This window comes from Flavobacterium sp. CS20 (genome assembly GCF_018080005.1).
Lineage (GTDB): Bacteria > Bacteroidota > Bacteroidia > Flavobacteriales > Flavobacteriaceae > Psychroflexus.
The window spans coordinates 2,508,504-2,528,428 of record NZ_CP073015.1 but is presented as its reverse complement, the minus strand read 5'-3'; the positions used below and the strand labels follow the sequence as shown (position 1 = coordinate 2,528,428).

The following is a 19,925-nucleotide window of genomic DNA, read 5'->3' as shown; positions in this document are numbered from 1 at the left end:
CAATAAATATTCTAATGCTTGCCTTAACGCTCAGCATATTCTTTGGATGTAAAGAAAATCCTGCGGCAGGGGAAGATGCTTCCAGTGAAACTGCAACTACTAATACCGAAGAAGGTGAAAATCACGGTGAGGAAGGAGATGAAGAACACGGTGAAGAAGAAGGTGGGATGCGTTCGGTACATCTTTCAGAAATGAAATTCAATAGTCTGGGGATTAAAGTAGATACCTTGCCTAAAAAAGCTTTGTCGGGTATTGTGGAAGCCAATGACCAGTTAGAAGTGCCGCCACAATATGAAGCTACCGTTACGGCAATTTTAGGCGGTAATATAACTTCTATAAAGGTTATTGAGGGGGATAAGGTAAATAAAGGTCAGGTGTTGGCTTATCTTTCTCACCCAAATTTAACCAGAATGCAGTCTGATTATATTAATGCATATAGTAGGATGCAATTTTTGGAAAAGGAATTTGAAAGACAGAAACGTTTATATGAAGCAGAGGTAGGATCTGGAAAATCTTTTCAACAAACCCAATCAGATTACCAGTCTGTACAAGGTGAAGTGCGGGGGTACGAATCGCAATTGCGCCAGTTAAACCTAAATGCTTCCCAGGTTAGAGACGGTGAATTATATGAATATATTCCGGTAGTAAGCCCAATTGGAGGTTATATTGAAAAATGCTGGTACAGGTAGGACAATATGTAGACCCTCAGACCAGTATGTTTATGGTAGTTGATAATGAACATGTTCATGCCGATCTAATGGTTTTTGAAAAAGATATTTATAAGGTGAAAGAAGGCCAAAAGATTGCGTTTACACCGGAATCGGTTCCAGGCAGTAATTTAACCGGGGAAATTTATTCAGTGGGGAAACAATTTGAACAAAACCCCAAAGCGGTACATGTGCATGCAGAAATCGATAATAAAGAAGATTTTCTAATTCCGGGGATGTATATAAACGGAAAAATCAGGATCGGTGAAGAAGCTGTTCCTGCCTTACCGGAAGAAGCAATAATTGAAGAAGAAGGAAATCCCTACATCTTTACTACCCAAAAACACCAGGAAGATGGTGAAACCGAATGGGAATTGAAACCAGTGCAGGTTAGAACGGGAATAAATGAAGATGGTTGGGTTGAAATTAAACTGCTGGAGCCTCTGCCTGAAGGTACGTTGGTTGCCTATAATAATGCCTATTATCTGGTTTCTGAAATGCAGAAAAGCCAGACTTCCCATGGTCATTAAATTAAAAAAATTAGATGGATGGACTCTCTGTTAAATGTTTATCTTAATTAAAATTCCAGAGGGTTCATCCTTAATACTAAAATTAATATTACAGCAATGAAAGAAATAAAAGCATTTATAAAACCGAAACGAGTTCAAAATGTAATTGAAGCTCTTAGTGAAAGCGGATTTAAAAGTATGACCCTTTCCCAGGGAGAAGGAACGGGGGCTTTTAAAGCAAAAGGCGCATCACCTTCTTTAGATTTCCGTGTAACAGACAGTCCGGTTGTAAAGTTAGAACTGGTATGTCAAAACGAAGAAGCACAATCAGCAATAGATATTATCCTTGAGAATGCAAAAACAACTGAACCCGGTGACGGAATAATTTATCTTTCCGATATTGAAGATGCCTTCCAGATAAAAACCGGGGAATCCATAAAGCGTTACGACCCCTAAATACTTTTATAGCAAATGGAAAAAATAGTAAAAAAGTTGGAAAGCAAAGGCATCCGCCCTACGGCAATGCGCCTGATGACCTATAGACGGCTGGCACAACTGAATGTGGCAGTTAGCTTAGGCGACCTTGGAAAGGATTTCGAAAGCTCGGAAAGGAGTACGCTTTTCCGTACTATGAAGACATTTGAAGAAAAAGGAATCGTGCATCAAATTGAGGATGGCACCGGCATCATTAAATATGCCCTGTGCGAAGACAATTGTGAATGCGAGGTTGGCAACGACCTTCACTTACATTTTCATTGCAATAGTTGCGGGGAAACCGTGTGCCTTACAGAGCACAAAATCCCTCAGATAAACCTGCCCGAAGGCTATGTGGCAGAGGATATCAATCTGGTAGTAAAGGGAATATGTGAGAAATGTAGTGGCGTTTAATTTTATGAGATGACCAAAGCCGAAGAAACACTTAGAAACAACGGGATTAGACCTACCAAAATGAGATTATTTATTTATAAATATCTCAAAAGAAAGTTTTATGCTGTAACATTAAGGGAAATAGAAACGGCTTTCGTTAAAAAAAGTAAACATACACGAGATAGAACAACAATTTATCGGAGTATAAAATTATTTCAAAAGAAAGGGATTATACATCAAATTGATGACGGTACGGCTACCGCAAAATATGCATATTCTGATAAGAATTCGCTGGATCTACACTTACACCTTCACTGTATGAATTGCAAAGAAACCTTCTGTTTGCCCAATAAAGTTCCACAGGAAAATTTACCTGACAAATACGAAATAACCGAAGTAAATTTAGTTTTGAAGGGGGCATGTGTAAAATGCCAAAAAGCAAAGAAGCTAAAATATAACATAGACCAATCTGCTCATAAAAACTTAAAACAATGATACGAATCAAAAATGTCGAAAAAAGCAATTTGATATCCGCTTCAATAAGCGGTAAGATTACTAAAGAGGATATAGAGAAAATCCATCCTTTGATACATAATATTGTCAAAAATGGAAATAAGGTGAATTTCTTTTTTGAACTAGTTAACTTTAAGGGCTACGATCTCAAAGGCTTATGGGAAGATTTAAAAGTTGATACCGCCCATATTTCAGATTATGGAAAGATAGCCTTTGTGGAGTAAAAAGAATGGCAGGAATGGGTCGCTAAAGCCACTGATTTTTTTACAAGCTCGGAAGTTAAATATTTCGACTTTACCGAAAAGGAAGAAGCTAAAAGATGGATATTAAACCAATAGGGATATGAAAAAGCTACAACTAAAAATTCCGGTATTGCTACCTCAGGTGCCAAATGAAAAAGACACTTGTGTGCAAAGGCTCATTGCTGAATTAGAGTCCAAAGAGGGTCTTGAAAAAGTACATATAGTAGATGATCAGGAAGATACGGTGCCGCAACTGTGCTTTCATTATGATCCGGACATTATCTCTATTGACCGAATTCAATCTTTGGCGGAAAATGCCGGGGCAGAAATTACAGAAAAATATGGTCATCTTCTTTTAGAGGTTGAGGGGATTAGACATACAAGGCACGCTCGTTCCATCGAGAAAAGCCTTTTGGCAATCAATGGAGTTTTGGAAGTTTCCGTTTCAGGCTCTGGAATGGTACGACTTGAATTTGATAAAAAGCAAACGAATTTTGATGAAATAAGTAAACAAATTGAAAAAGAATACCTTCAGATTCAGCGGAGTTCTTCAAACGAAAATGATTACACCAAAGCATCCAAAAAACAGGAGCGTTCAAAGAAGGAAGATACTAAAGAACAAACTTCCACAGAGGGGCACGAGCACAAAGAGGGCGAGACCCACGAGGAAGGAGAAGAGCACGCCCACGGTGGTATTTTCGGTAAAAATACGGAGCTTATTTTTTCCATTATCTGTGGGGCACTTCTCGGGATAGGTTTCAGCCTTTCCTATGTAGAATCCATCCCAGATTGGGTCAGTCTTACTTTATACATTGGTGCTTACTTTTTCGGTGGTTTCTTTACGGCCAAGGAAGCAGTACAGACTGTCGCCAAAGGCGGTTTTGAAATTGACTTCTTAATGCTTGTTGCGACCATTGGTGCGACCATTCTGGGAGAATGGGCAGAAGGTGCATTGTTATTGTTCCTGTTTAGTTTGGGACACGCTCTTGAACATTATGCTATGGAGAAAGCCCGAAAATCTATCGCAAGACTGGCAGATTTGGCACCAAAAACAGCCTTGCTGAAAAAAGATGGCAAGACAGAAGAAGTCGGGATTGAAAAATTAAGTATAGGCGACATCATTGTGGTCAAGCCCAACAGTAAAATATCCGCAGATGGCGTCGTGGTCAATGGAAAAAGCAGTGTAAACCAGGCACCTATTACCGGGGAAAGTATACCTGTGGACAAAATTCCCGTGGAAGATACCAGCAGGGACTATTCAGCAGACGATGATATCAAGGACGAAAACCGCGTTTTTGCCGGAACTATCAATGGTAATAATACTTTGGAAATTAAGGTAATCAAAGAAGCCAAAGACTCTACGCTGTCCCGACTGGTCAAACTCGTTAACGAGGCACAGACCCAAAAGTCGCCAACGCAATTGCTAACCGATAAATTCGAAAAATATTTTGTGCCTTCTGTACTTGTATTGGTAGGTCTTCTACTGTTGGCTTTTTTGGTCATCGACGAGCCATTTAGTGCCAGCTTTTATAGGGCGATGGCGGTATTGGTCGCAAGAAGTCCCTGTGCACTGGCCATTTCAACACCAAGTGCCATATTGAGCGGTGTCGCAAGAGCGACTCGTGGCGGGGTACTTATTAAAGGTGGGCGACCTCTGGAAGACTTGGGCGAATTGACCGCCCTTGCATTTGACAAAACAGGTACGCTTACCGAAGGCAAGCCCAAACTTACCGAAGTAGTACCATTAGGGGATATTGAAGAAAATGAACTGTTAAAGATAGCTGTTGCTGTTGAAAACTTGAGCGACCACCCTTTAGCCAAAGCCGTTGTAAGGGATGGGAAAGAGCGTCTGGAAGGCACTTCAGTACCCAATGCAACCGATTTGGAAGCGGTTCTCGGAAAAGGTATCAAAGCTTCTTTGGGCAAGGATAAAATCTATATTGGAAACCTTGACTTGTACGAAGACCTCGATGAAGCAAAACCATCCGAAGATATATCTAATAAAGTAAAAGAACTTGAAGGTGGTGGAAATACCACAATGCTCATAAGAAGGAACAAAGAATATATAGGTATCATCGCCCTGATGGATACCCCACGGGAAGTAGCCAAGGAAACACTTAAAAAATTAAAGGAAATCGGCATCAAACGGATGATAATGCTAACCGGGGATAATCAAAAGGTTGCCGATGCCGTTGCTAAAGAAATTGGGTTGACCGATGCCTGGGGAAGCCTGTTGCCGGAGGAAAAAGTTGATGCCATTAAAAAATTAAAAGAACAGGAATCCAAAGTCGCAATGGTAGGCGACGGTGTGAACGATGCCCCTGCAATGGCAAACAGCACCGTAGGAATCGCAATGGGTGTCGCGGGCAGTGATGTGGCATTGGAAACAGCTGACATTGCCCTAATGGCCGATAAACTGGAAACCCTGCCCTTTGCCATAGGTTTGAGCAGGAAGGCAAAGACCATTATCAAGCAAAACCTTTGGGTCAGCCTCGGTATTGTGGCATTGCTTATCCCATCGACCATTATGGGTTGGGCCAATATCGGTATTGCAGTGGTCATCCACGAAGGCTCAACGTTACTGGTGGTTTTTAATGCGTTAAGACTTTTAGCCTATAAAAAATAAATTTAATAAAAAGGGTTGCTTTTGAATCAAGGTTAAAATGACCAAAACGGAAAAAATATTATCATATCACGGTATTCGACCTACTCAAATGAGGAAGAAGATATACAAGTTCCTGAAAAGGAAACAAAGTGCTGTGTCCTTTTCCGATTTGAAAAAGGCCTTTGTTCAAAAGAGCGAAACCAATAAAACAGCAAACAGAACGACCTTTTATCGCAACCTAAAGATTTTTGAGAATAAAGGGTTGATTCATCAGATAAATGATGGTGTCGGGGTGTCAAAATATGCGATTTCTGATAAAAATGCCAGAAATAAATACGGTACAGATTTACATATGCACTTTCATTGTACCGAATGCAGAAAAACAATCTGTTTACCAAATAAAATATCGGAAGAAAGCCTGCCAGAAGATTATGAAGTGAACGATGTGAACTTGGTTTTGAAAGGAATATGTGAAAAATGCAGGAAAAAATAACAGCTGGAGTATTTGAACCTTGAACCCTTGCGCCCAATGGTCCAGTTCAGGTTTCTTCCACCCTCTTTAACTAAAAAATATGGCAGAATTAAAAAAATCATTGGGAACACTTCGACTCACTTTTTATGGCGTTGGGACAATTGTTGGTGCAGGAATCTATACAGTAATCGGAGCAGCAGACTGGACAAGCGGGCACAGACCTTTGGTTGAGTTTCATTTTTGCGACCATTGCGTCCAGTGTATCTGCAATGTCCTATGCAGAGTTGTCCTCTACCTATCCCAATGCAGGTGCGGAATTTATTTTTGTACGCAAGGCATTTCCAAAAATTGATATTCCGTCTTTTCTCACGGGTTGGACGATTGCGTTTCATAGTTCGGCCACCATTGCAGCCGTGTTACTTGCCTTTTCGGGGTATTTCAATACGTTTTTTAATATGCCCTCTCTTCTAATAAGTTATGGCATTTTATTGGTGTTGTCATTAATTAGTATTACAGGCATCACAAAATCGTCGACAGCAAATATTATTATGGTCAGCATTCAACTTTTGGGATTGTTATTATTGATAGTATTCGGACTTTTGGAAACTGGTCCACCCAAAGCAGAATTTTTTAAAGTTGAATCGATTTCTGGAACTTTGGCTACCACAGCCACACTGTTCTTTATCTATACTGGTTTTGAACATATGGCAGCTTTGGGTTCGGAAGTTAAAAACCCAGGGAAAACAATTCCTCGAGCCTTTTTATTGACAATGGTAATAACTACCATAATTTATTTATTTATTGCTTTTACGGTTTTGAATATTGCAGACCCTTCCGCCTTGGCAAACGTGGATCTGCCACTTTCTCTTGCGACTTCCAATCTCAACAATTGGTTGCCTCGTGGTATTGGCTATCGCTGCACTTTTTGCTACGGCTAATGTCGCTTTTAGTGGTATCATATCCATAAGTAGGTTGCTTTTTGGAATGGCCAGTGTGGGAGAACTTCCAAAGTTTATGACCAAAACCAATGCACAGAAAGTACCGTGGGTTACTACCATTGTAGTTATGGCAGAGTTGCGGGATTTTTATTGTTGGGCGATATTAAGATTGTAGCGGGTATGTCTTCTTTAGGCGCTTTACTTGTTTTTGTTGCCGTAAATGTCGCACTTATCGTGCTTCGGTTTAAAGCACCAGAGCAAGAACGACCATTTAAAGTTCCTTTGGCTATAGGACGAGTGCCGATTTTACCCATTTTGGCGATACTTATAAGTCTATCATTGATAATCCAATTTAATTGGCAGGTTTATGCAGCGTTCGTAGGTGCTGTTATCGTGGGAATTGTGCTTGATTATTTTTTGGACAAAAAGTCAAAAGATGAAATAGACCCTGAAAAAGAAAAGGAACTTTTTAACCATTAAAATGAAGCTATGGACTGGATGTTTGAAGATTTTAAAACCGACCTAGATACCTTAAATCCTATAGTCCGAGAAAAAGCTCTGTCCATAGCTAAAGAACTAATTGAAAAAAAAGATATTTCAGCCAAAGAAGCTTTAACCCAAGGCATCATAAGGGCAGAAGAATGGTTTTACGATTTAGAAGGATAATAATTAATTAAAAATTATATAAAATGTTACAGATAATAGAGTTAAAAGAAAAAAAAATTGTTGCAACAAAAGCTTCGGGCAAATTGAGAAAAGAAGATATAGAAAAAATCCATCCACTTATCCACGCCATACTGGACAAAGGAATGAAAGTCCGGTGGTATTTTGAGATGGTCAACTTTACGGGTTGGGATTTACCTGGTTTATGGGAAGACCTAAAAATGGACACAGCCCACGCCACGGACTATGAAAAAATAGCAATGGTAGGAGATAAAAAATGGCAGGAATGGATAACCCAATTTATGAAGCCTTTTACGAACGCCGAAATTAAGTATTTCAATATAGACCAAAAGGACGATGCCAAAAATTGGATTGAGAGCCAGCCAGTAAGCATACTTCCGTAAAAGACAGACGATGAATAAAAAAAGCATTCTTATTACCATTTTAATTGGGTTTGCCATAGGTGTTTTTATCCTTCAACCTTTTGGGATAACAATTTTCACGTTTATCAGACAGAATTATGAAATTAATTGGTGGCAATATTTAATAAATAATTTCATTGAAATTTTGAATATCAATGGGAATCAAATTTTTGAGAATATTCTTTTCGGATTATTAGGTGCCACTGTTGCGCTGATGTATTATTTCGGTAAAAGAGAAAAGGATATAGATAATAAGTAGGGGGTAAATAGTTGTGTGAAAGAGTGAAATTTTTTATTTAAAATAAATTAAGTGAAAACTTAATTAATAGCAGGCGACTTTTATGATGCTTCTTAAAGCAAAATGATTAATAGCATTAAAAGCACAAGTAGAAGTCGCTTTTTTTTAATTATACAATTAAAAATGGATATTATGAATTTTAAACATTGTATTTTAATAATCTTGTTGGTTAGTTATTATAAAGTAAACGCCCAAAAAATTTATACAACTGAAGAAGGGCATATTATGATGATGACTTTGGTTGATGATAAACCCATCAAGGCAGAAAGCCATAAATTGGCACTATATCTTGATTATGATTCCAAAGTGGTCAATGGTGTACTCGACCTTAAGACTTTATCAACAGATAGTCCTAAAATCAATGCCCTTTTAGAACAGCGGGAAGACCCTTTAATACTTCGGTTTACTGGCACTATTCCATCACAGGATTTTTTATCAAAACGGCACGACCCAATTAATTTTAATTGGTTGGTAACGGTTACGTACAAAGACAAAACCTATAAATCAGTCTTTAAAACGACTCTTAACCATTTTGACCAAGGAACAACCACTTCTTGTTTGATAAGTGCCAGAGGGCAGGTTTTGGTTCCAAATACTGGTTTGGATTCCTTAATAGAGGGAATCGATGAAACCATAGAGGTGCAGTTTGCGCAATTGGTATTGAGATTGGAATAACTACAAATTTAAATGAAATTATAATCGAAATTATGAAAAAAAAGAAATTGAATTTAAGAGATTTAAATAAAACTTCATCCGATAATCACAAGCGCAATGATAGCCACAACCATAGCAGTCCGGAAAGTATAGGGAAATTTAAAATTTATGTACCAGCAATTTTCAGTTTTGCGATGCTGATTATGGGTATTGCCATAGACTATTTTGATGCGTTCCCTTATTTCACAGGTTGGGTACGTATTGTTTGGTATGCAGTCGCATATCTTCCAGTAGGTTTTCCTGTGATAATGGAAGGTTGGAACAGCATCAAAAATGGCGATTTTTTTACCGAGTTTTTATTGATGTCCATCGCAACCATAGGTGCATTCGCCATTGGCGAATATCCCGAAGGTGTGGCAGTAATGTTGTTTTATGCGGTAGGCGAATTGTTCCAAAGTGCCGCGGTTAAAAAAGCCAAGGGAAGCATCAAGGCATTACTGGATGTACGACCTAATGAAGCCTTGGTCTATAGGAACAACAATTATGTTTCTGTAAATCCCGAAATCGTTGCTATTGGTGAAAAAGTTCAAGTCCGTGTGGGCGAAAAAATCCCTTTGGATGGTGTTTTATTGTCCGAAAAAGGCTCATTCAATACAGCAGCTCTAACAGGCGAAAGCAAACCTGACACCATTGCAAAAGGAGAAAAAGTATTTGCAGGAAGCATCAATCTGGATGGCGTTATTGAAATTGAAACGACCAAAGAATTTAAGGATAGTTCCATTGCACGTATTCTCGATATGGTGCAAAACGCCACCGCACGGAAATCAAAAACCGAATTGTTCATTAGAAAGTTCGCAAGAATCTATACACCAATCGTTGTCTTTCTTGCGATTGGATTGACGTTTATACCCTACATTTTTGTGGACGATTATGTCTTTAGCGATTGGTTGTATAGAGCCTTGATTTTCTTGGTTATTTCCTGTCCGTGTGCTTTGGTTATCTCAATTCCGTTGGGCTATTTTGGTGGATTGGGAGCGACTTCAAAAAATGGTATTCTATTTAAAGGTGCATCATTTTTAGATGAAATGACAAAGGTAAACACCATTGTAATGGATAAAACAGGAACCATGACAAAAGGTGTTTTCAAGATAAAGGAAATAAAAGCCATTGATTGGAAAGAACCTGAATTTATGAAATACCTGATGGCGATGGAAGAACAATCCACCCATCCCATTGCAAAAGCTATTATGGAATATAAAGCTGATGGCGAAGATTTTCAGGCATCCACAGTAACCGAAGTTGCAGGAAAAGGATTAAAAGGAACAGTAAACGGCAAAACCGTATTGATTGGGAATAAACCATTGATGATTTCAAACAATATCGAAGTTCCATCTGAAACTGATAACATTGTAGAATCTATCGTGATGGTTTCCATTGATGGTAAATTCGCTGGCTATGTCATCATTGCAGACGAATTGAAAGAAGATGCCCACGAAGCCATCAAGCAAATTAGAGAATCTGGAATTTCCAAAATCATAATGCTTTCTGGCGACAAGGATCCCATAACCCAACAAGTGGCAAAAGAAATGGGTGTGGATTGGGCAAAAGGCGGATTGTTGCCAGAAGACAAATTAGCCGAAGTGGAAAAACTGATAGCTGAAACCGACAACAAAGTTGCCTTTATAGGCGATGGCATCAATGATGCGCCAGTATTGGCGACGAGCGATGTTGGGATAGCAATGGGCGGTTTGGGCGACGATGCGGCAATAGAAACGGCGGATGTAATCATTCAGACAGACCAACCGAGCAAAATTGCAAAAGCTATTAAAATTGGTCGTTCAACACGTCGTATCGTTTGGCAAAATATAGGTTTAGCTTTTGGTGTGAAAGCAGTCGTATTGGTTTTGGGCGCAGGTGGTCTGGCAACGATGTGGGAGGCTGTTTTTGCAGATGTTGGAGTGGCATTGTTGGCGATTTTAAATGCTGTGCGATTGCAGAAGATGAAATGGAAATAACCAAAAGTAATGTATCAAAAACAGAGAAAAAAAACAAATAAGAGAGTTAGTAAATCATCGAATAACAAAATCACAAAAAAAGATAAGTTCAATGGGATTCTTGCAATAATCTTTGTGGTAATAACCGCGTTCCTATTATACTATTTTGTGCTAAAAGGGAATATTCATAAGCATTAATGAATTAAGGGAATATAATATTCCAAGTGGTTTGTGTGGTTACAAAAATTGAAGTGGAAATGATTGATAAGTAGTAAAAGCGATATTCTATGTTGGAAAATAGACGAAATAAAAAAAACAATAAAAGTACCCTAACCAAGAACTCATTCATCATTCCGATAGAGGCTTCCAGTATTGTAATCCTAAATACACAAACTTTGCTGAAAACAATGGTATTACAATGAGCATGACCGAACAATACGACCCTTATGAAAATGCTGTAGCTGAAAGAATTAACAGAACTCTTAAATATGAATATGGTTTAAAGCAAACCATCAAAAACACTGAAATAGCTAGAGATATGACTCATCAAGCTGTATATATTTAAATAACCTAAGAACGCATTTTAGTCTAGACTTTAGAAAACCAGCAGAGGTTCATTTAAATCCGAACATCAAATACAAATCGTATAGAAAAAATAACTTAAATTTACAGGAAATTAAAATATGAGCACAAAGTAAAAAGTTATTCTAATTTTTTTTGGGTCATTCAAAAGCCAGAAAAAAAATTGGAAATAACTTTTGATCGATAATCTAATCAATAACCAAAAAAGAGTCAACCTATATCAGTATAATACACTAAAGAATCTTATGGAAATTTTTCTTCACCCCGAAATTTGGATATCCTTACTTACCTTAATTTTTATGGAAATCGTTTTAGGGATTGATAACATCATTTTTATCTCTATTGTTTCAGGAAAATTACCAAAAAACCAACAGCAAAAAAGCATATATGTCGGCTTGACTTTAGCCTTGCTCATGCGTATTGCTTTATTGTTTAGCATTACTTGGATAATTGGTTTAACAGAACCTGTTTTAAGCATTTACGAGTTTGATTTGAGTTGGCGAGATATCATATTGGCAATTGGTGGTATATTTTTGATTATAAAAAGTATTTTTGAAATTCATCACAAAATAGAAGGAGACGAAAAAGAAACTACAGTCAAAAAAGTCAGTTCATTTAGCAATGCCATTATACAAATTGTAGGTTTAGATATAGTGTTTTCTTTTGATTCTATCCTCACTGCTGTCGGGCTAACCGAAGAAATTATTTTGATGATTATCGCCGTGATTATATCCATTATCATTATGATGATTTTCGCCAAAAAAGTCAGCAATTTTGTCAACAAATATCCAACTATTCAGATTTTAGCTCTTTCATTTCTGATTTTGATAGGCTTTATGCTTTTTGTTGAATCACTGCATTATCATGTGCCTAAAGGCTATATCTATTTTGCCGTATTCTTTTCATTGATTATAGAAATGCTGAATATTCGTTTTAGAAAAAACCGAAAGCAAAAGTAGCGATATGGCAAAAGTTTATAGATCTTTTATTATTTTAACGTGAGTTCGATATAATAAAATACAGATATTTAATCATTTGTCATGTCGATAGAGCGAAGCATGAGCGACGAGACATCTCAGTAGGATGAGATTTCTCCTCATTCTTCGTTACCAATGACAAAATTTGCTAACAAAAACATATAATCATCTGATTTACAGCTTACAATAAATCGAACTCACGTTATTTTAAAAAAATGCAGTACATAAACGATGGTTTTAAAAAAGCCTGTTATATAAAAGTCATCTCACATCTCTCAAAAAATACTCTGAAATATCTTTAGCACACTCATCACAGAAGGCATTAGCAAAGAAATAGCTATACTTTTAAACCCCTATTCACAAGGAAATTGGCAAATAGTTTAGAGATATTAGAGTTACAAATAATTGAATCTGCGAAATTCATATGATTGATTTTATATGAATGTGTTAAACATTAACTAAACCTGAGTTTAGAACTTGTTGATGTGCCAAGCTCTGCTAAATTTGCTCAAAAACAAAAAACATGAAATTTAATACCAAAACCATACACGGTGGGCAAGATAATGTCGATCCAGCATACGGCTCGGTAATGCCTCCTATTTATCAAACATCTACCTATTCTCAAACCACACCTGGAAGCCATAAAGGCTATGAATATTCAAGAAGTGCTAACCCAACACGAACGGCTTTAGAAAAATCTTTGGCTTCTATTGAAAACGGAAAATTTGGTTTAGCTTTTGGCTCTGGTCTTGCGACTATTGATGCTGTCATAAAAACCTTAAAACCAGGTGACGAAGTGATTTCTACCAACGATTTATACGGCGGAAGTTATCGTTTGTTTACCAGTATTTTCAAAGATTTTGGCATCAAATTTCATTTCATCGGTTTAGGTGATGTCAATAGTATTGAAGCTCATATCAACGACAACACAAAAATGATTTGGGCAGAAACGCCAACAAATCCTATGATGAATGTTGTTGATATTAAAGCTCTTTCTAAGGTTTCTAAAAAACATAATTTGTTATTGTGTGTTGACAATACTTTTGCTACGGCATACTTACAGCGACCTTTAGACTTGGGTGCTGATTTAGTAATGCACAGTGCCACAAAATATCTCGGTGGGCATTCTGATGTTGTTATGGGTTCGTTGGTGGTTAATGATGAAGCCTTAGCAGAAAAACTCTATTTTATCCAAAATGCCAGCGGTGCAATTGCTGGACCGATGGACAGTTTTTTAGTATTGAGAGGCATTAAAACACTTCATTTGCGTATGCAAAGACATTCGGAAAATGGTCGTGCTGTTGCTGAATTTTTACAGCAACATCCAAAAGTTGAACAAGTATTTTAGCTTGGACTAACAACACATCCTAATCACGAAATTGCTAAGCAACAAATGAAAGATTTTGGTGGGATGGTGTCTTTTACTACGAAAGGCAACTCTTTTGAAGATGCTATTAAATTTGTTGAAAACCTTAAAGTTTTTACCCTTGCAGAATCGCTTGGTGGCGTTGAATCTCTTGCAGGACATCCCGCAAGTATGACGCATGCCAAGATCCCAAAAGAAGAGCGTGAAAAAACTGGAGTTGTAGATTCTTTAATCAGATTGAGTGTTGGTATTGAAGATAAAGAAGATTTGATTCAAGATTTAAATCAGGCTTTGGGGTCTTAAAACTCTAATTCATATTCTTGTAATATTTCATTCTGATTATGCATTTGCATAATAACTTTATTTTGTTCAAAGTTGTAGTTCAAGATGCCGTATGAATTTTCAACTACAACTTTACCTACTCTATCGGCATTGGGTTCTGATGTGAAGCTAGAAAAAGAATGGGTCAAACTGCTTGAGGTGAAATCAAATATTGGGTAATCATAAGCATCAAGATTTTGACTAGAAAATTCAGAGATATGTCTATCTCCTGACAACATCACCAAATTCTGAGGTTGATATGTATTCAATAAAGTTTTCAATTTTTCTACTTCATGTGGAAAATTGCCCCAAGTTTCAAAGCCGTGTTCATCAGACCAAATTTGAATACTACTCATAATGATGTGGTAATCAGCTTTTGAATTTTTTAGTTCATTTTCTAACCAATTCCATTGTGTTTCACTGAGCAAAGTTCCTTCGCCATTTTGCCAAGGTTTATAGCGTTTATCACTGTTTTTATTTTTTTGCAAAGGACTTCTAAAATAACGTGTGTCTAATAAAATTAACTTTACAGTCTTGTCATTAACTTGAATATTTTCAGCATAATAAATGCCTTTTTGGCTTCGCCTCTTGTCGGTTGAAGCAACTCCTATAAAGTCTAAAAAAAGGTCTTGGCTTTCCGTTTTGTATTGCCATTCTATACCAGCATCATTTTTGCCATAATCATGATCATCCCAAACGCCATAAACTTGATTATTTATCGTTTCTATAAAATTTTTGTAATCAGGGTTGTTGAGTTGAGTTTGGTAATCTTTTGCCATTTTAGCCATATCTTTAGTATCAGCATAAATATTATCGCCACCCCAAATAAAAATATCAGGCTTTTGTTTAGCCATGGCATTCCAGAGCGGTTGTTCTAAGTCTTGTCTGTTACAGCTACCAAATGCCACGACAAAATCAAATGAATTATTTTCAAGAGTTTCTACATTATTTCCTGTTTGTGTATCAGGTTGTTTTTTATCAGGTTGTTTTTCATTTTTACAAGAAACCATGAAAAGTGTCAAAAAACAAAACCCTAAAATGCGTAAATTGGACATGATTAAAAAGATTAATTAATCATCAAAAATAATTCAATTAACTTCTAAGTGTTTTAAGCATAAGTCAACAAAACATAAAGAAGAGATAAACAATTTTAAAAAGCAATAAGCCAAGACTCAAAAAAGCAATAATAAATTGTCAAAGATTTAAAGAAAAGTTATATTTGTGCCTATTTTTTGATGATTTTACAAAACTAAATTTATGGATTTCAAATTAACCGAAGAACACGAAATGATTCGTCAAGTCGCTAAAGATTTTGCTAAATCAGAATTACTTCCTGGCGTTATAGAAAGAGATAACAAACAAGAGTTTCCAAAAGAACAAATCAAAAAACTCGGCGAGCTTGGGTTTTTAGGTATGATGACTTCTCCAGAATTTGGCGGTGGCGGAATGGATACGATATCTTACGTATTAGCCATGGAAGAATTATCAAAAATAGACGCTTCTGCATCAGTTGTTGTTTCAGTTAATAATTCATTGGTCTGTTGGGGAATAGATGCTTATGGCAGTCAAGCCCAAAAAGAAAAATATCTAACAAAACTCACTACTGGAGAAGCACTTGGTGCATTTTGCTTAAGTGAGCCTGAAGCAGGTAGCGATGCCACTTCTCAAAAAACAACAGCCATAGATAAAGGCGATTACTATCTTTTAAATGGCACAAAAAACTGGATAACCAACGGAGGCAATGCAGATTATTACCTTGTTATTGCCCAAACCAATAGAGAGAAAAAACACCGTGGCATCAATGCATTTATTGTTGAAAAAGGATGGGATGGTTTTGAAGTTAGCCCAAAAGAAGACAAAATGGGTATCCGCGGTAGCGACACTCATTCTTTAAATTTTAACGATGTTAAGATTCCAAAAGAAAACAGAATAGCCGAAGACGGATTTGGATTCAAATTTGCTATGAAAACCCTTTCTGGCGGTCGTATTGGTATTGTCGCACAAGCCTTGGGCATTGCATCAGGAGCATACGAGTTGGCTAAAGAATATTCAAAAACCAGAAAAGCCTTTGGTACAGAGATTAAAAATCACCAAGCTATTGCCTTTAAATTAGCCGATATGCACACTCAAATTGAGGTCGCTCGACACCTCGTTATGAAAGCCGCCTGGGATAAAGACCAAGGTCAAAACTACGATTTATCAGGTGCTATGGCAAAACTCTATGCCTCACAAGTCGCTATGGATGTGTCAACTGAAGCCGTTCAAATACACGGAGGAAACGGTTATGTTAAGGAATATCATGTAGAACGCATGATGAGAGATGCCAAAATTACCCAAATTTATGAAGGCACCTCAGAAATTCAAAAAATTGTAATCTCACGATCTATTTTAAACGACTAGTTTTAATGCAGTTATGACAATAAATTGTAAGGGACAACTGATAGATTTTGATTGTCCCAAGGTTATGGGTATTCTTAATTTAACACCTGACTCTTTTTACGATGGTGGTAAATACCAAACCCAAAATGCAATATTGAAACAAGCAGAAAAAATGCTCACTGAAGGTGCTACCTTTATAGATTTAGGTTCGTATAGCTCAAGACCAGGTGCAACACATATTGATGTAGAAGATGAAAAAAAAAGGCTTATCCCAGTTGTTGAGCTCTTGGTTAAAGAATTTAAAAACGAGATCTTATTGTCAATTGATACGTTTAGAAGTGAAGTGGCAGATTTGACACTTCAAATTGGTGCAAGTATCATTAACGATATCTCTGCGGGTCAATTAGATACTAATATGCTCCAAGTTGTTGCAAAGCACCAAGCACCTTATGTTATGATGCATATGAAAGGGAATCCTCAGAATATGAAAACTTTAGCCCAATACGACAACTTACTTGTTGAAATTAAAACTTATTTTTCTGAACGACTATCTATAGCTTATCAAAAAGGGATTAATGATATCATTATTGATCCAGGTTTTGGATTTTCCAAAAGCATCCAACATAACTTTGAGTTACTCAACCATTTTGAATTATTTAAAAGTTTTGACTTGCCCCTACTTTGTGGCTTATCAAGAAAATCTATGATTTACAAAACTTTGAAAACACAACCCATGCATGCCTTAAACGGCTCTACAGCACTGCACGCTATTGCGTTATACAAAGGAGCCAATATTTTACGCACTCACGACGTAAAAGAAGCCGTTGAATGTATTAAGCTTATACAGGCATTAAACGCATGACAAAATATTCACCAAATTATAAAAAACCAAATATTCTATAATTTTATCAACCTAAAATATTAAGGCAAACTAAAGCTCAAATAACCAGCTTTATATGTCCAATGAAACGGAACATTGTATTTTTTTGCCGTTTGTTGCCAACGTTCTACATAACTTCTATAATTATTACCATCCGCAATAATATGTTTAGGATGTAAAGTTTCAATTAGCTTCCCTAAATGTATATCAGGCGACTGGCATAACACAATAATTTCAGATTTAGATTCTTTTAAATAAACCCCTGAGCTATCTATTACGGTTAAACTATTTTTATTGAGTTTAAAACTATTTTTCAAAGGTCTAAATTCAGTACTATCAATGCGATGTATCAATTGATAATTACTCAACAAATAAGAGTCTGAAAACCCCTCAGTTTTATCTGAATAAATCTCAAGTTGCCGACCTTGCTTGATGCCAATAAGACTTTGTCTATTTTGATGAAAAACAATTAATTCTGAATGTTTATCAACTTCAGAAATCTCTGAAATACTAACCACTATAAAAGCTAAAAGCGAAAGCAAAAACACAGTGATATAAGATTTTTTAAATTCTCGCATCATAAACATAAAGCTCAGAACCATAAGTAAAATGGCTAAAAACATATTTCTAGTAAAGAAAATGTCCTGAAATATAAAATCCTTGAATTGACCAAGCCAGTTGACATAAGCCACTAATAAATCTAATAAATAAGCATAAACCTCAACCAAAGGCGAAATTAAACCTCCAACCAAAGCCAAAACAATACAGATTAAACCACCACCAATTAAAATTCCTAAAAATGGTATAATGACAAGATTTCCTAATAAAAACAAACCTGGAAACTGATGAAAATAAAACAGTTGAAACGGCAACACCCCAATTTGTGCAGCTAAACTCACATAAGCCGTATCCCAAAATATTTTGGGGATTTTATATCGTGGCTGATAGAGTTTTGAAAATACAGGATACAACATCACAATAGCAAACACCGCCGAATAAGACAACTGAAAACCAACTTCAAATAGCAATTGTGGTCTGTAAATTAAAAGAGCCACAGCCGACAAGCATAACATATTAATGCTGTTGGTTTTTCGTCTAAACAATTGACCAAAAGCCAAAAAAGAAAACATTGTTACTGCACGCATTACCGAAGGTGAAAATCCCGCTATAGCCGCAAAAATCCAAAGTGAAAGAATTGTAAACAAAACCTTAAACTGCCTCCCGTATTTGAGACTTAACAAGGGTGAAAATATAAAATTAAGAATAAGAAAAACAATACCTACATGCAATCCCGAAACCGCCAAAATATGTACAACACCGACTTCTGCAAACTCGGCATAAACCTCTCGATTTATCGATTGTTTTTGACCTAAAATCAAAGCTTGAATGAGCTCTAAATGTTCGTTGTCAAATCCTGATTTTTGTAGAGCAGAAACCATTTTCATTCGCCATTGCCCTGCGTAAGCATTTATACTAAAATGAGTTTGTGGAACGACTTCAAATTTATCTTCATAAACCACCGCAAACACGTCCCGATTTTGCATAAATGAAGCATAATCAAATGTTTGAGGGTTTTTGGCTTTATAAAACGGATGTAATGAAGTTGACATTATAACCTTATCACCAGGTTTCAACTCTTCGGTTACAGAATCCTTTGAAACATTGAGTAATATTTTGCCTTGATAAAGTTGGTGGTCAATCTTTAAATGATCTAAAATATATTTTTGGTTGTAAGCATTTTCTCTTAAAACTTCACTAACATCAGCTTCAATCCCAAAGTATTCTTGGCTTTTAAAATCTAAATGAATAAGATGATGGGGTTGATTTTTTGGTAAATGGATATGGGTTGACAGACTTCCTAAAACAGCAAAAAGCACAACACTCGACCATAAAAAAAGTGATTTTTGATTCCAAATCCATCTAAAAATAACCAATAAAGCAACCAAGCTTAATACAAGTGTTACTAGTACTTTGAATTGTAAATCAATAAAAAATCCCAAGTAAATTCCACCGATAAAACCCAAACACAGTTTAATTAAGGTGAAATTGAGAAAGTGCATAATTTAAATCATAAAATCCGCTTCACAAACTTAAAACTTTTTTTCCAGTATTTTTGATTTAAGTTTGTTACAACAACACCTTGACTTGTAGTTGAGTGAATGAAACTGATATCACGACCATTAGCACTAACAACCAGACCAACATGATTAATCCCGCGTCCTTTTCCAGGTGTTTTAAAAAACACTAAATCGCCAACTTTAGCTTTTTTGAGCTTTGTTTTGTTACCAAGTTTAGACATGGCTTTTGATGTTCTGGGTAATACAATACCATGTCTGTAAAACACACGATAAACTAAACCTGAACAGTCCATACCTGATGAGTTAGTGCCACCATAACGATATGAAGTGCCTAAAAAACTTTGAGCATAAGTGCTGATTTGTCGGGCTTTACTGTTTTGAGCTAAACGTTTTTTGTCGCCACAAGAAATGAGAGCTAATAGCATAAATAAAACGAAAATCTTGTTTAAAATGTTAGT

General features: G+C 36.5%; 20 protein-coding genes and 3 pseudogenes. 20 read left to right on the top strand and 3 right to left on the bottom strand.

The window, feature by feature from the left end:
- Nucleotides 1-14: 14 nt before the first annotated feature.
- From IGB25_RS12025 to IGB25_RS11950, 18 genes and pseudogenes are all read left to right on the top strand, one after another.
- Nucleotides 15-1,237, top strand: a pseudogene (locus IGB25_RS12025) (efflux RND transporter periplasmic adaptor subunit).
- A 96-nt stretch (nucleotides 1,238-1,333) separates the two neighbouring features.
- Nucleotides 1,334-1,672, top strand: coding sequence for a P-II family nitrogen regulator (locus IGB25_RS12020; protein ID WP_009778856.1), 339 nt, complete (start codon nucleotides 1,334-1,336; stop codon nucleotides 1,670-1,672).
- A 15-nt stretch (nucleotides 1,673-1,687) separates the two neighbouring features.
- Complete coding sequence (locus IGB25_RS12015) at nucleotides 1,688-2,104, top strand: Fur family transcriptional regulator (RefSeq protein WP_027885450.1); 417 nt, start codon at nucleotides 1,688-1,690, stop codon at nucleotides 2,102-2,104.
- 9 nt (nucleotides 2,105-2,113) lie between these two features.
- The gene (locus IGB25_RS12010) at nucleotides 2,114-2,578 is read left to right on the top strand and encodes a Fur family transcriptional regulator (protein WP_211065209.1); all 465 of its coding nucleotides are present in this window, start codon (nucleotides 2,114-2,116) and stop codon (nucleotides 2,576-2,578) included.
- Nucleotides 2,575-2,934: pseudogene (locus IGB25_RS12005) on the top strand (STAS/SEC14 domain-containing protein). Before IGB25_RS12010 ends, IGB25_RS12005 begins: the two are co-directional and overlap by 4 nt.
- Before the next feature lie 4 nt (nucleotides 2,935-2,938).
- Nucleotides 2,939-5,464 carry a heavy metal translocating P-type ATPase gene (locus tag IGB25_RS12000; RefSeq protein WP_211065208.1) on the top strand — a complete coding sequence of 842 codons (2,526 nt, stop codon included), beginning with the start codon at nucleotides 2,939-2,941 and terminating at the stop codon, nucleotides 5,462-5,464.
- 37 nt (nucleotides 5,465-5,501) lie between these two features.
- Nucleotides 5,502-5,936 carry a Fur family transcriptional regulator gene (locus IGB25_RS11995; protein ID WP_211065207.1) on the top strand — a complete coding sequence of 145 codons (435 nt, stop codon included), beginning with the start codon at nucleotides 5,502-5,504 and terminating at the stop codon, nucleotides 5,934-5,936.
- 206 nt (nucleotides 5,937-6,142) lie between these two features.
- Entirely contained in the window at nucleotides 6,143-6,853 is a 711-nt protein-coding gene (locus tag IGB25_RS11990; RefSeq protein ID WP_256437223.1) for an APC family permease, read from the top strand.
- Complete coding sequence (locus IGB25_RS15210) at nucleotides 6,816-7,028, top strand: hypothetical protein (protein ID WP_256437222.1); 213 nt, start codon at nucleotides 6,816-6,818, stop codon at nucleotides 7,026-7,028. Before IGB25_RS11990 ends, IGB25_RS15210 begins: the two co-directional genes overlap by 38 nt.
- Nucleotides 6,959-7,333, top strand: coding sequence for a hypothetical protein (locus IGB25_RS15020; RefSeq protein ID WP_247653778.1), 375 nt, complete (start codon nucleotides 6,959-6,961; stop codon nucleotides 7,331-7,333). Before IGB25_RS15210 ends, IGB25_RS15020 begins: the two co-directional genes overlap by 70 nt.
- 9 nt (nucleotides 7,334-7,342) lie before the next feature.
- The gene (locus tag IGB25_RS11985; RefSeq protein ID WP_211065206.1) at nucleotides 7,343-7,519 is read left to right on the top strand and encodes a hypothetical protein; all 177 of its coding nucleotides are present in this window, start codon (nucleotides 7,343-7,345) and stop codon (nucleotides 7,517-7,519) included.
- A 23-nt stretch (nucleotides 7,520-7,542) separates the two neighbouring features.
- A complete protein-coding gene (locus IGB25_RS11980) occupies nucleotides 7,543-7,920 on the top strand; it encodes an STAS/SEC14 domain-containing protein (protein WP_211065205.1) in 378 nt (125 codons plus the stop codon).
- 10 nt (nucleotides 7,921-7,930) lie between these two features.
- On the top strand, nucleotides 7,931-8,197 hold the full coding sequence (locus IGB25_RS11975; protein WP_211065204.1) for a hypothetical protein: 267 nt from the start codon (nucleotides 7,931-7,933) through the stop codon (nucleotides 8,195-8,197).
- Between the two features lie 171 nt (nucleotides 8,198-8,368).
- Complete coding sequence (locus IGB25_RS11970; RefSeq protein ID WP_211065203.1) at nucleotides 8,369-8,911, top strand: hypothetical protein; 543 nt, start codon at nucleotides 8,369-8,371, stop codon at nucleotides 8,909-8,911.
- Nucleotides 8,912-8,943: 32 nt separating this feature from the next.
- Nucleotides 8,944-10,905: a heavy metal translocating P-type ATPase gene (locus IGB25_RS11965; RefSeq protein ID WP_211065202.1), complete on the top strand. Its 1,962-nt coding sequence runs from the start codon at nucleotides 8,944-8,946 to the stop codon at nucleotides 10,903-10,905.
- 397 nt (nucleotides 10,906-11,302) lie between these two features.
- Entirely contained in the window at nucleotides 11,303-11,449 is a 147-nt protein-coding gene (locus tag IGB25_RS11960; RefSeq protein WP_247653506.1) for an integrase core domain-containing protein, read from the top strand.
- Between the two features lie 262 nt (nucleotides 11,450-11,711).
- Entirely contained in the window at nucleotides 11,712-12,425 is a 714-nt protein-coding gene (locus IGB25_RS11955; protein ID WP_211065201.1) for a TerC family protein, read from the top strand.
- 541 nt (nucleotides 12,426-12,966) lie between these two features.
- Nucleotides 12,967-14,112 (top strand): annotated as a pseudogene (locus IGB25_RS11950) (cystathionine gamma-synthase).
- On the opposite strand, the gene IGB25_RS11945 reads toward IGB25_RS11950, so the two are convergent.
- Nucleotides 14,109-15,140, bottom strand: coding sequence for an alkaline phosphatase D family protein (locus IGB25_RS11945; RefSeq protein ID WP_211065200.1), 1,032 nt, complete (start codon nucleotides 15,138-15,140; stop codon nucleotides 14,109-14,111). The pseudogene IGB25_RS11950 and the gene IGB25_RS11945 sit on opposite strands and share 4 nt — an antisense overlap.
- A gap of 247 nt (nucleotides 15,141-15,387) precedes the next feature.
- Here IGB25_RS11945 and IGB25_RS11940 point away from each other — a divergent pair, with 247 nt between their 5' ends.
- Both IGB25_RS11940 and folP read left to right on the top strand, forming a co-directional pair.
- Complete coding sequence (locus IGB25_RS11940) at nucleotides 15,388-16,530, top strand: acyl-CoA dehydrogenase family protein (RefSeq protein WP_211065199.1); 1,143 nt, start codon at nucleotides 15,388-15,390, stop codon at nucleotides 16,528-16,530.
- Nucleotides 16,531-16,543: 13 nt separating this feature from the next.
- Nucleotides 16,544-17,371, top strand: coding sequence for a dihydropteroate synthase (folP, locus tag IGB25_RS11935; protein WP_211065198.1), 828 nt, complete (start codon nucleotides 16,544-16,546; stop codon nucleotides 17,369-17,371).
- 59 nt (nucleotides 17,372-17,430) lie between these two features.
- Here folP and IGB25_RS11930 read toward each other — a convergent pair whose 3' ends face one another.
- A complete protein-coding gene (locus tag IGB25_RS11930) occupies nucleotides 17,431-19,449 on the bottom strand; it encodes a ComEC/Rec2 family competence protein (RefSeq protein WP_211065197.1) in 2,019 nt (672 codons plus the stop codon).
- Nucleotides 19,450-19,457: 8 nt separating this feature from the next.
- On the bottom strand, nucleotides 19,458-19,892 hold the full coding sequence (locus tag IGB25_RS11925) for a C40 family peptidase (RefSeq protein ID WP_247653505.1): 435 nt from the start codon (nucleotides 19,890-19,892) through the stop codon (nucleotides 19,458-19,460).
- Between the last annotated feature and the right edge of the window lie 33 nt (nucleotides 19,893-19,925).

Excerpts from the sequence above, each read along its gene's own strand:
- IGB25_RS12020 (WP_009778856.1), top strand. The coding sequence starts at position 1,334 with ATGAAAGAAATAAAAGCATTTATAAAACCGAAACGAGTTCAAAATGTA.
- IGB25_RS12015 (WP_027885450.1), top strand. The coding sequence starts at position 1,688 with ATGGAAAAAATAGTAAAAAAGTTGGAAAGCAAAGGCATCCGCCCTACG.
- IGB25_RS12010 (WP_211065209.1), top strand. The coding sequence starts at position 2,114 with ATGACCAAAGCCGAAGAAACACTTAGAAACAACGGGATTAGACCTACC.
- IGB25_RS12000 (WP_211065208.1), top strand. The coding sequence starts at position 2,939 with ATGAAAAAGCTACAACTAAAAATTCCGGTATTGCTACCTCAGGTGCCA.
- IGB25_RS11995 (WP_211065207.1), top strand. The coding sequence starts at position 5,502 with ATGACCAAAACGGAAAAAATATTATCATATCACGGTATTCGACCTACT.
- IGB25_RS11985 (WP_211065206.1), top strand. The coding sequence starts at position 7,343 with ATGGACTGGATGTTTGAAGATTTTAAAACCGACCTAGATACCTTAAAT.
- IGB25_RS11980 (WP_211065205.1), top strand. The coding sequence starts at position 7,543 with ATGTTACAGATAATAGAGTTAAAAGAAAAAAAAATTGTTGCAACAAAA.
- IGB25_RS11975 (WP_211065204.1), top strand. The coding sequence starts at position 7,931 with ATGAATAAAAAAAGCATTCTTATTACCATTTTAATTGGGTTTGCCATA.
- IGB25_RS11970 (WP_211065203.1), top strand. The coding sequence starts at position 8,369 with ATGAATTTTAAACATTGTATTTTAATAATCTTGTTGGTTAGTTATTAT.
- IGB25_RS11965 (WP_211065202.1), top strand. The coding sequence starts at position 8,944 with ATGAAAAAAAAGAAATTGAATTTAAGAGATTTAAATAAAACTTCATCC.
- IGB25_RS11960 (WP_247653506.1), top strand. The coding sequence starts at position 11,303 with ATGAGCATGACCGAACAATACGACCCTTATGAAAATGCTGTAGCTGAA.
- IGB25_RS11955 (WP_211065201.1), top strand. The coding sequence starts at position 11,712 with ATGGAAATTTTTCTTCACCCCGAAATTTGGATATCCTTACTTACCTTA.
- IGB25_RS11945 (WP_211065200.1), bottom strand. The coding sequence starts at position 15,140 with ATGGTTTCTTGTAAAAATGAAAAACAACCTGATAAAAAACAACCTGAT.
- IGB25_RS11940 (WP_211065199.1), top strand. The coding sequence starts at position 15,388 with ATGGATTTCAAATTAACCGAAGAACACGAAATGATTCGTCAAGTCGCT.
- folP (WP_211065198.1), top strand. The coding sequence starts at position 16,544 with ATGACAATAAATTGTAAGGGACAACTGATAGATTTTGATTGTCCCAAG.
- IGB25_RS11930 (WP_211065197.1), bottom strand. The coding sequence starts at position 19,449 with ATGCACTTTCTCAATTTCACCTTAATTAAACTGTGTTTGGGTTTTATC.
- IGB25_RS11925 (WP_247653505.1), bottom strand. The coding sequence starts at position 19,892 with ATGCTATTAGCTCTCATTTCTTGTGGCGACAAAAAACGTTTAGCTCAA.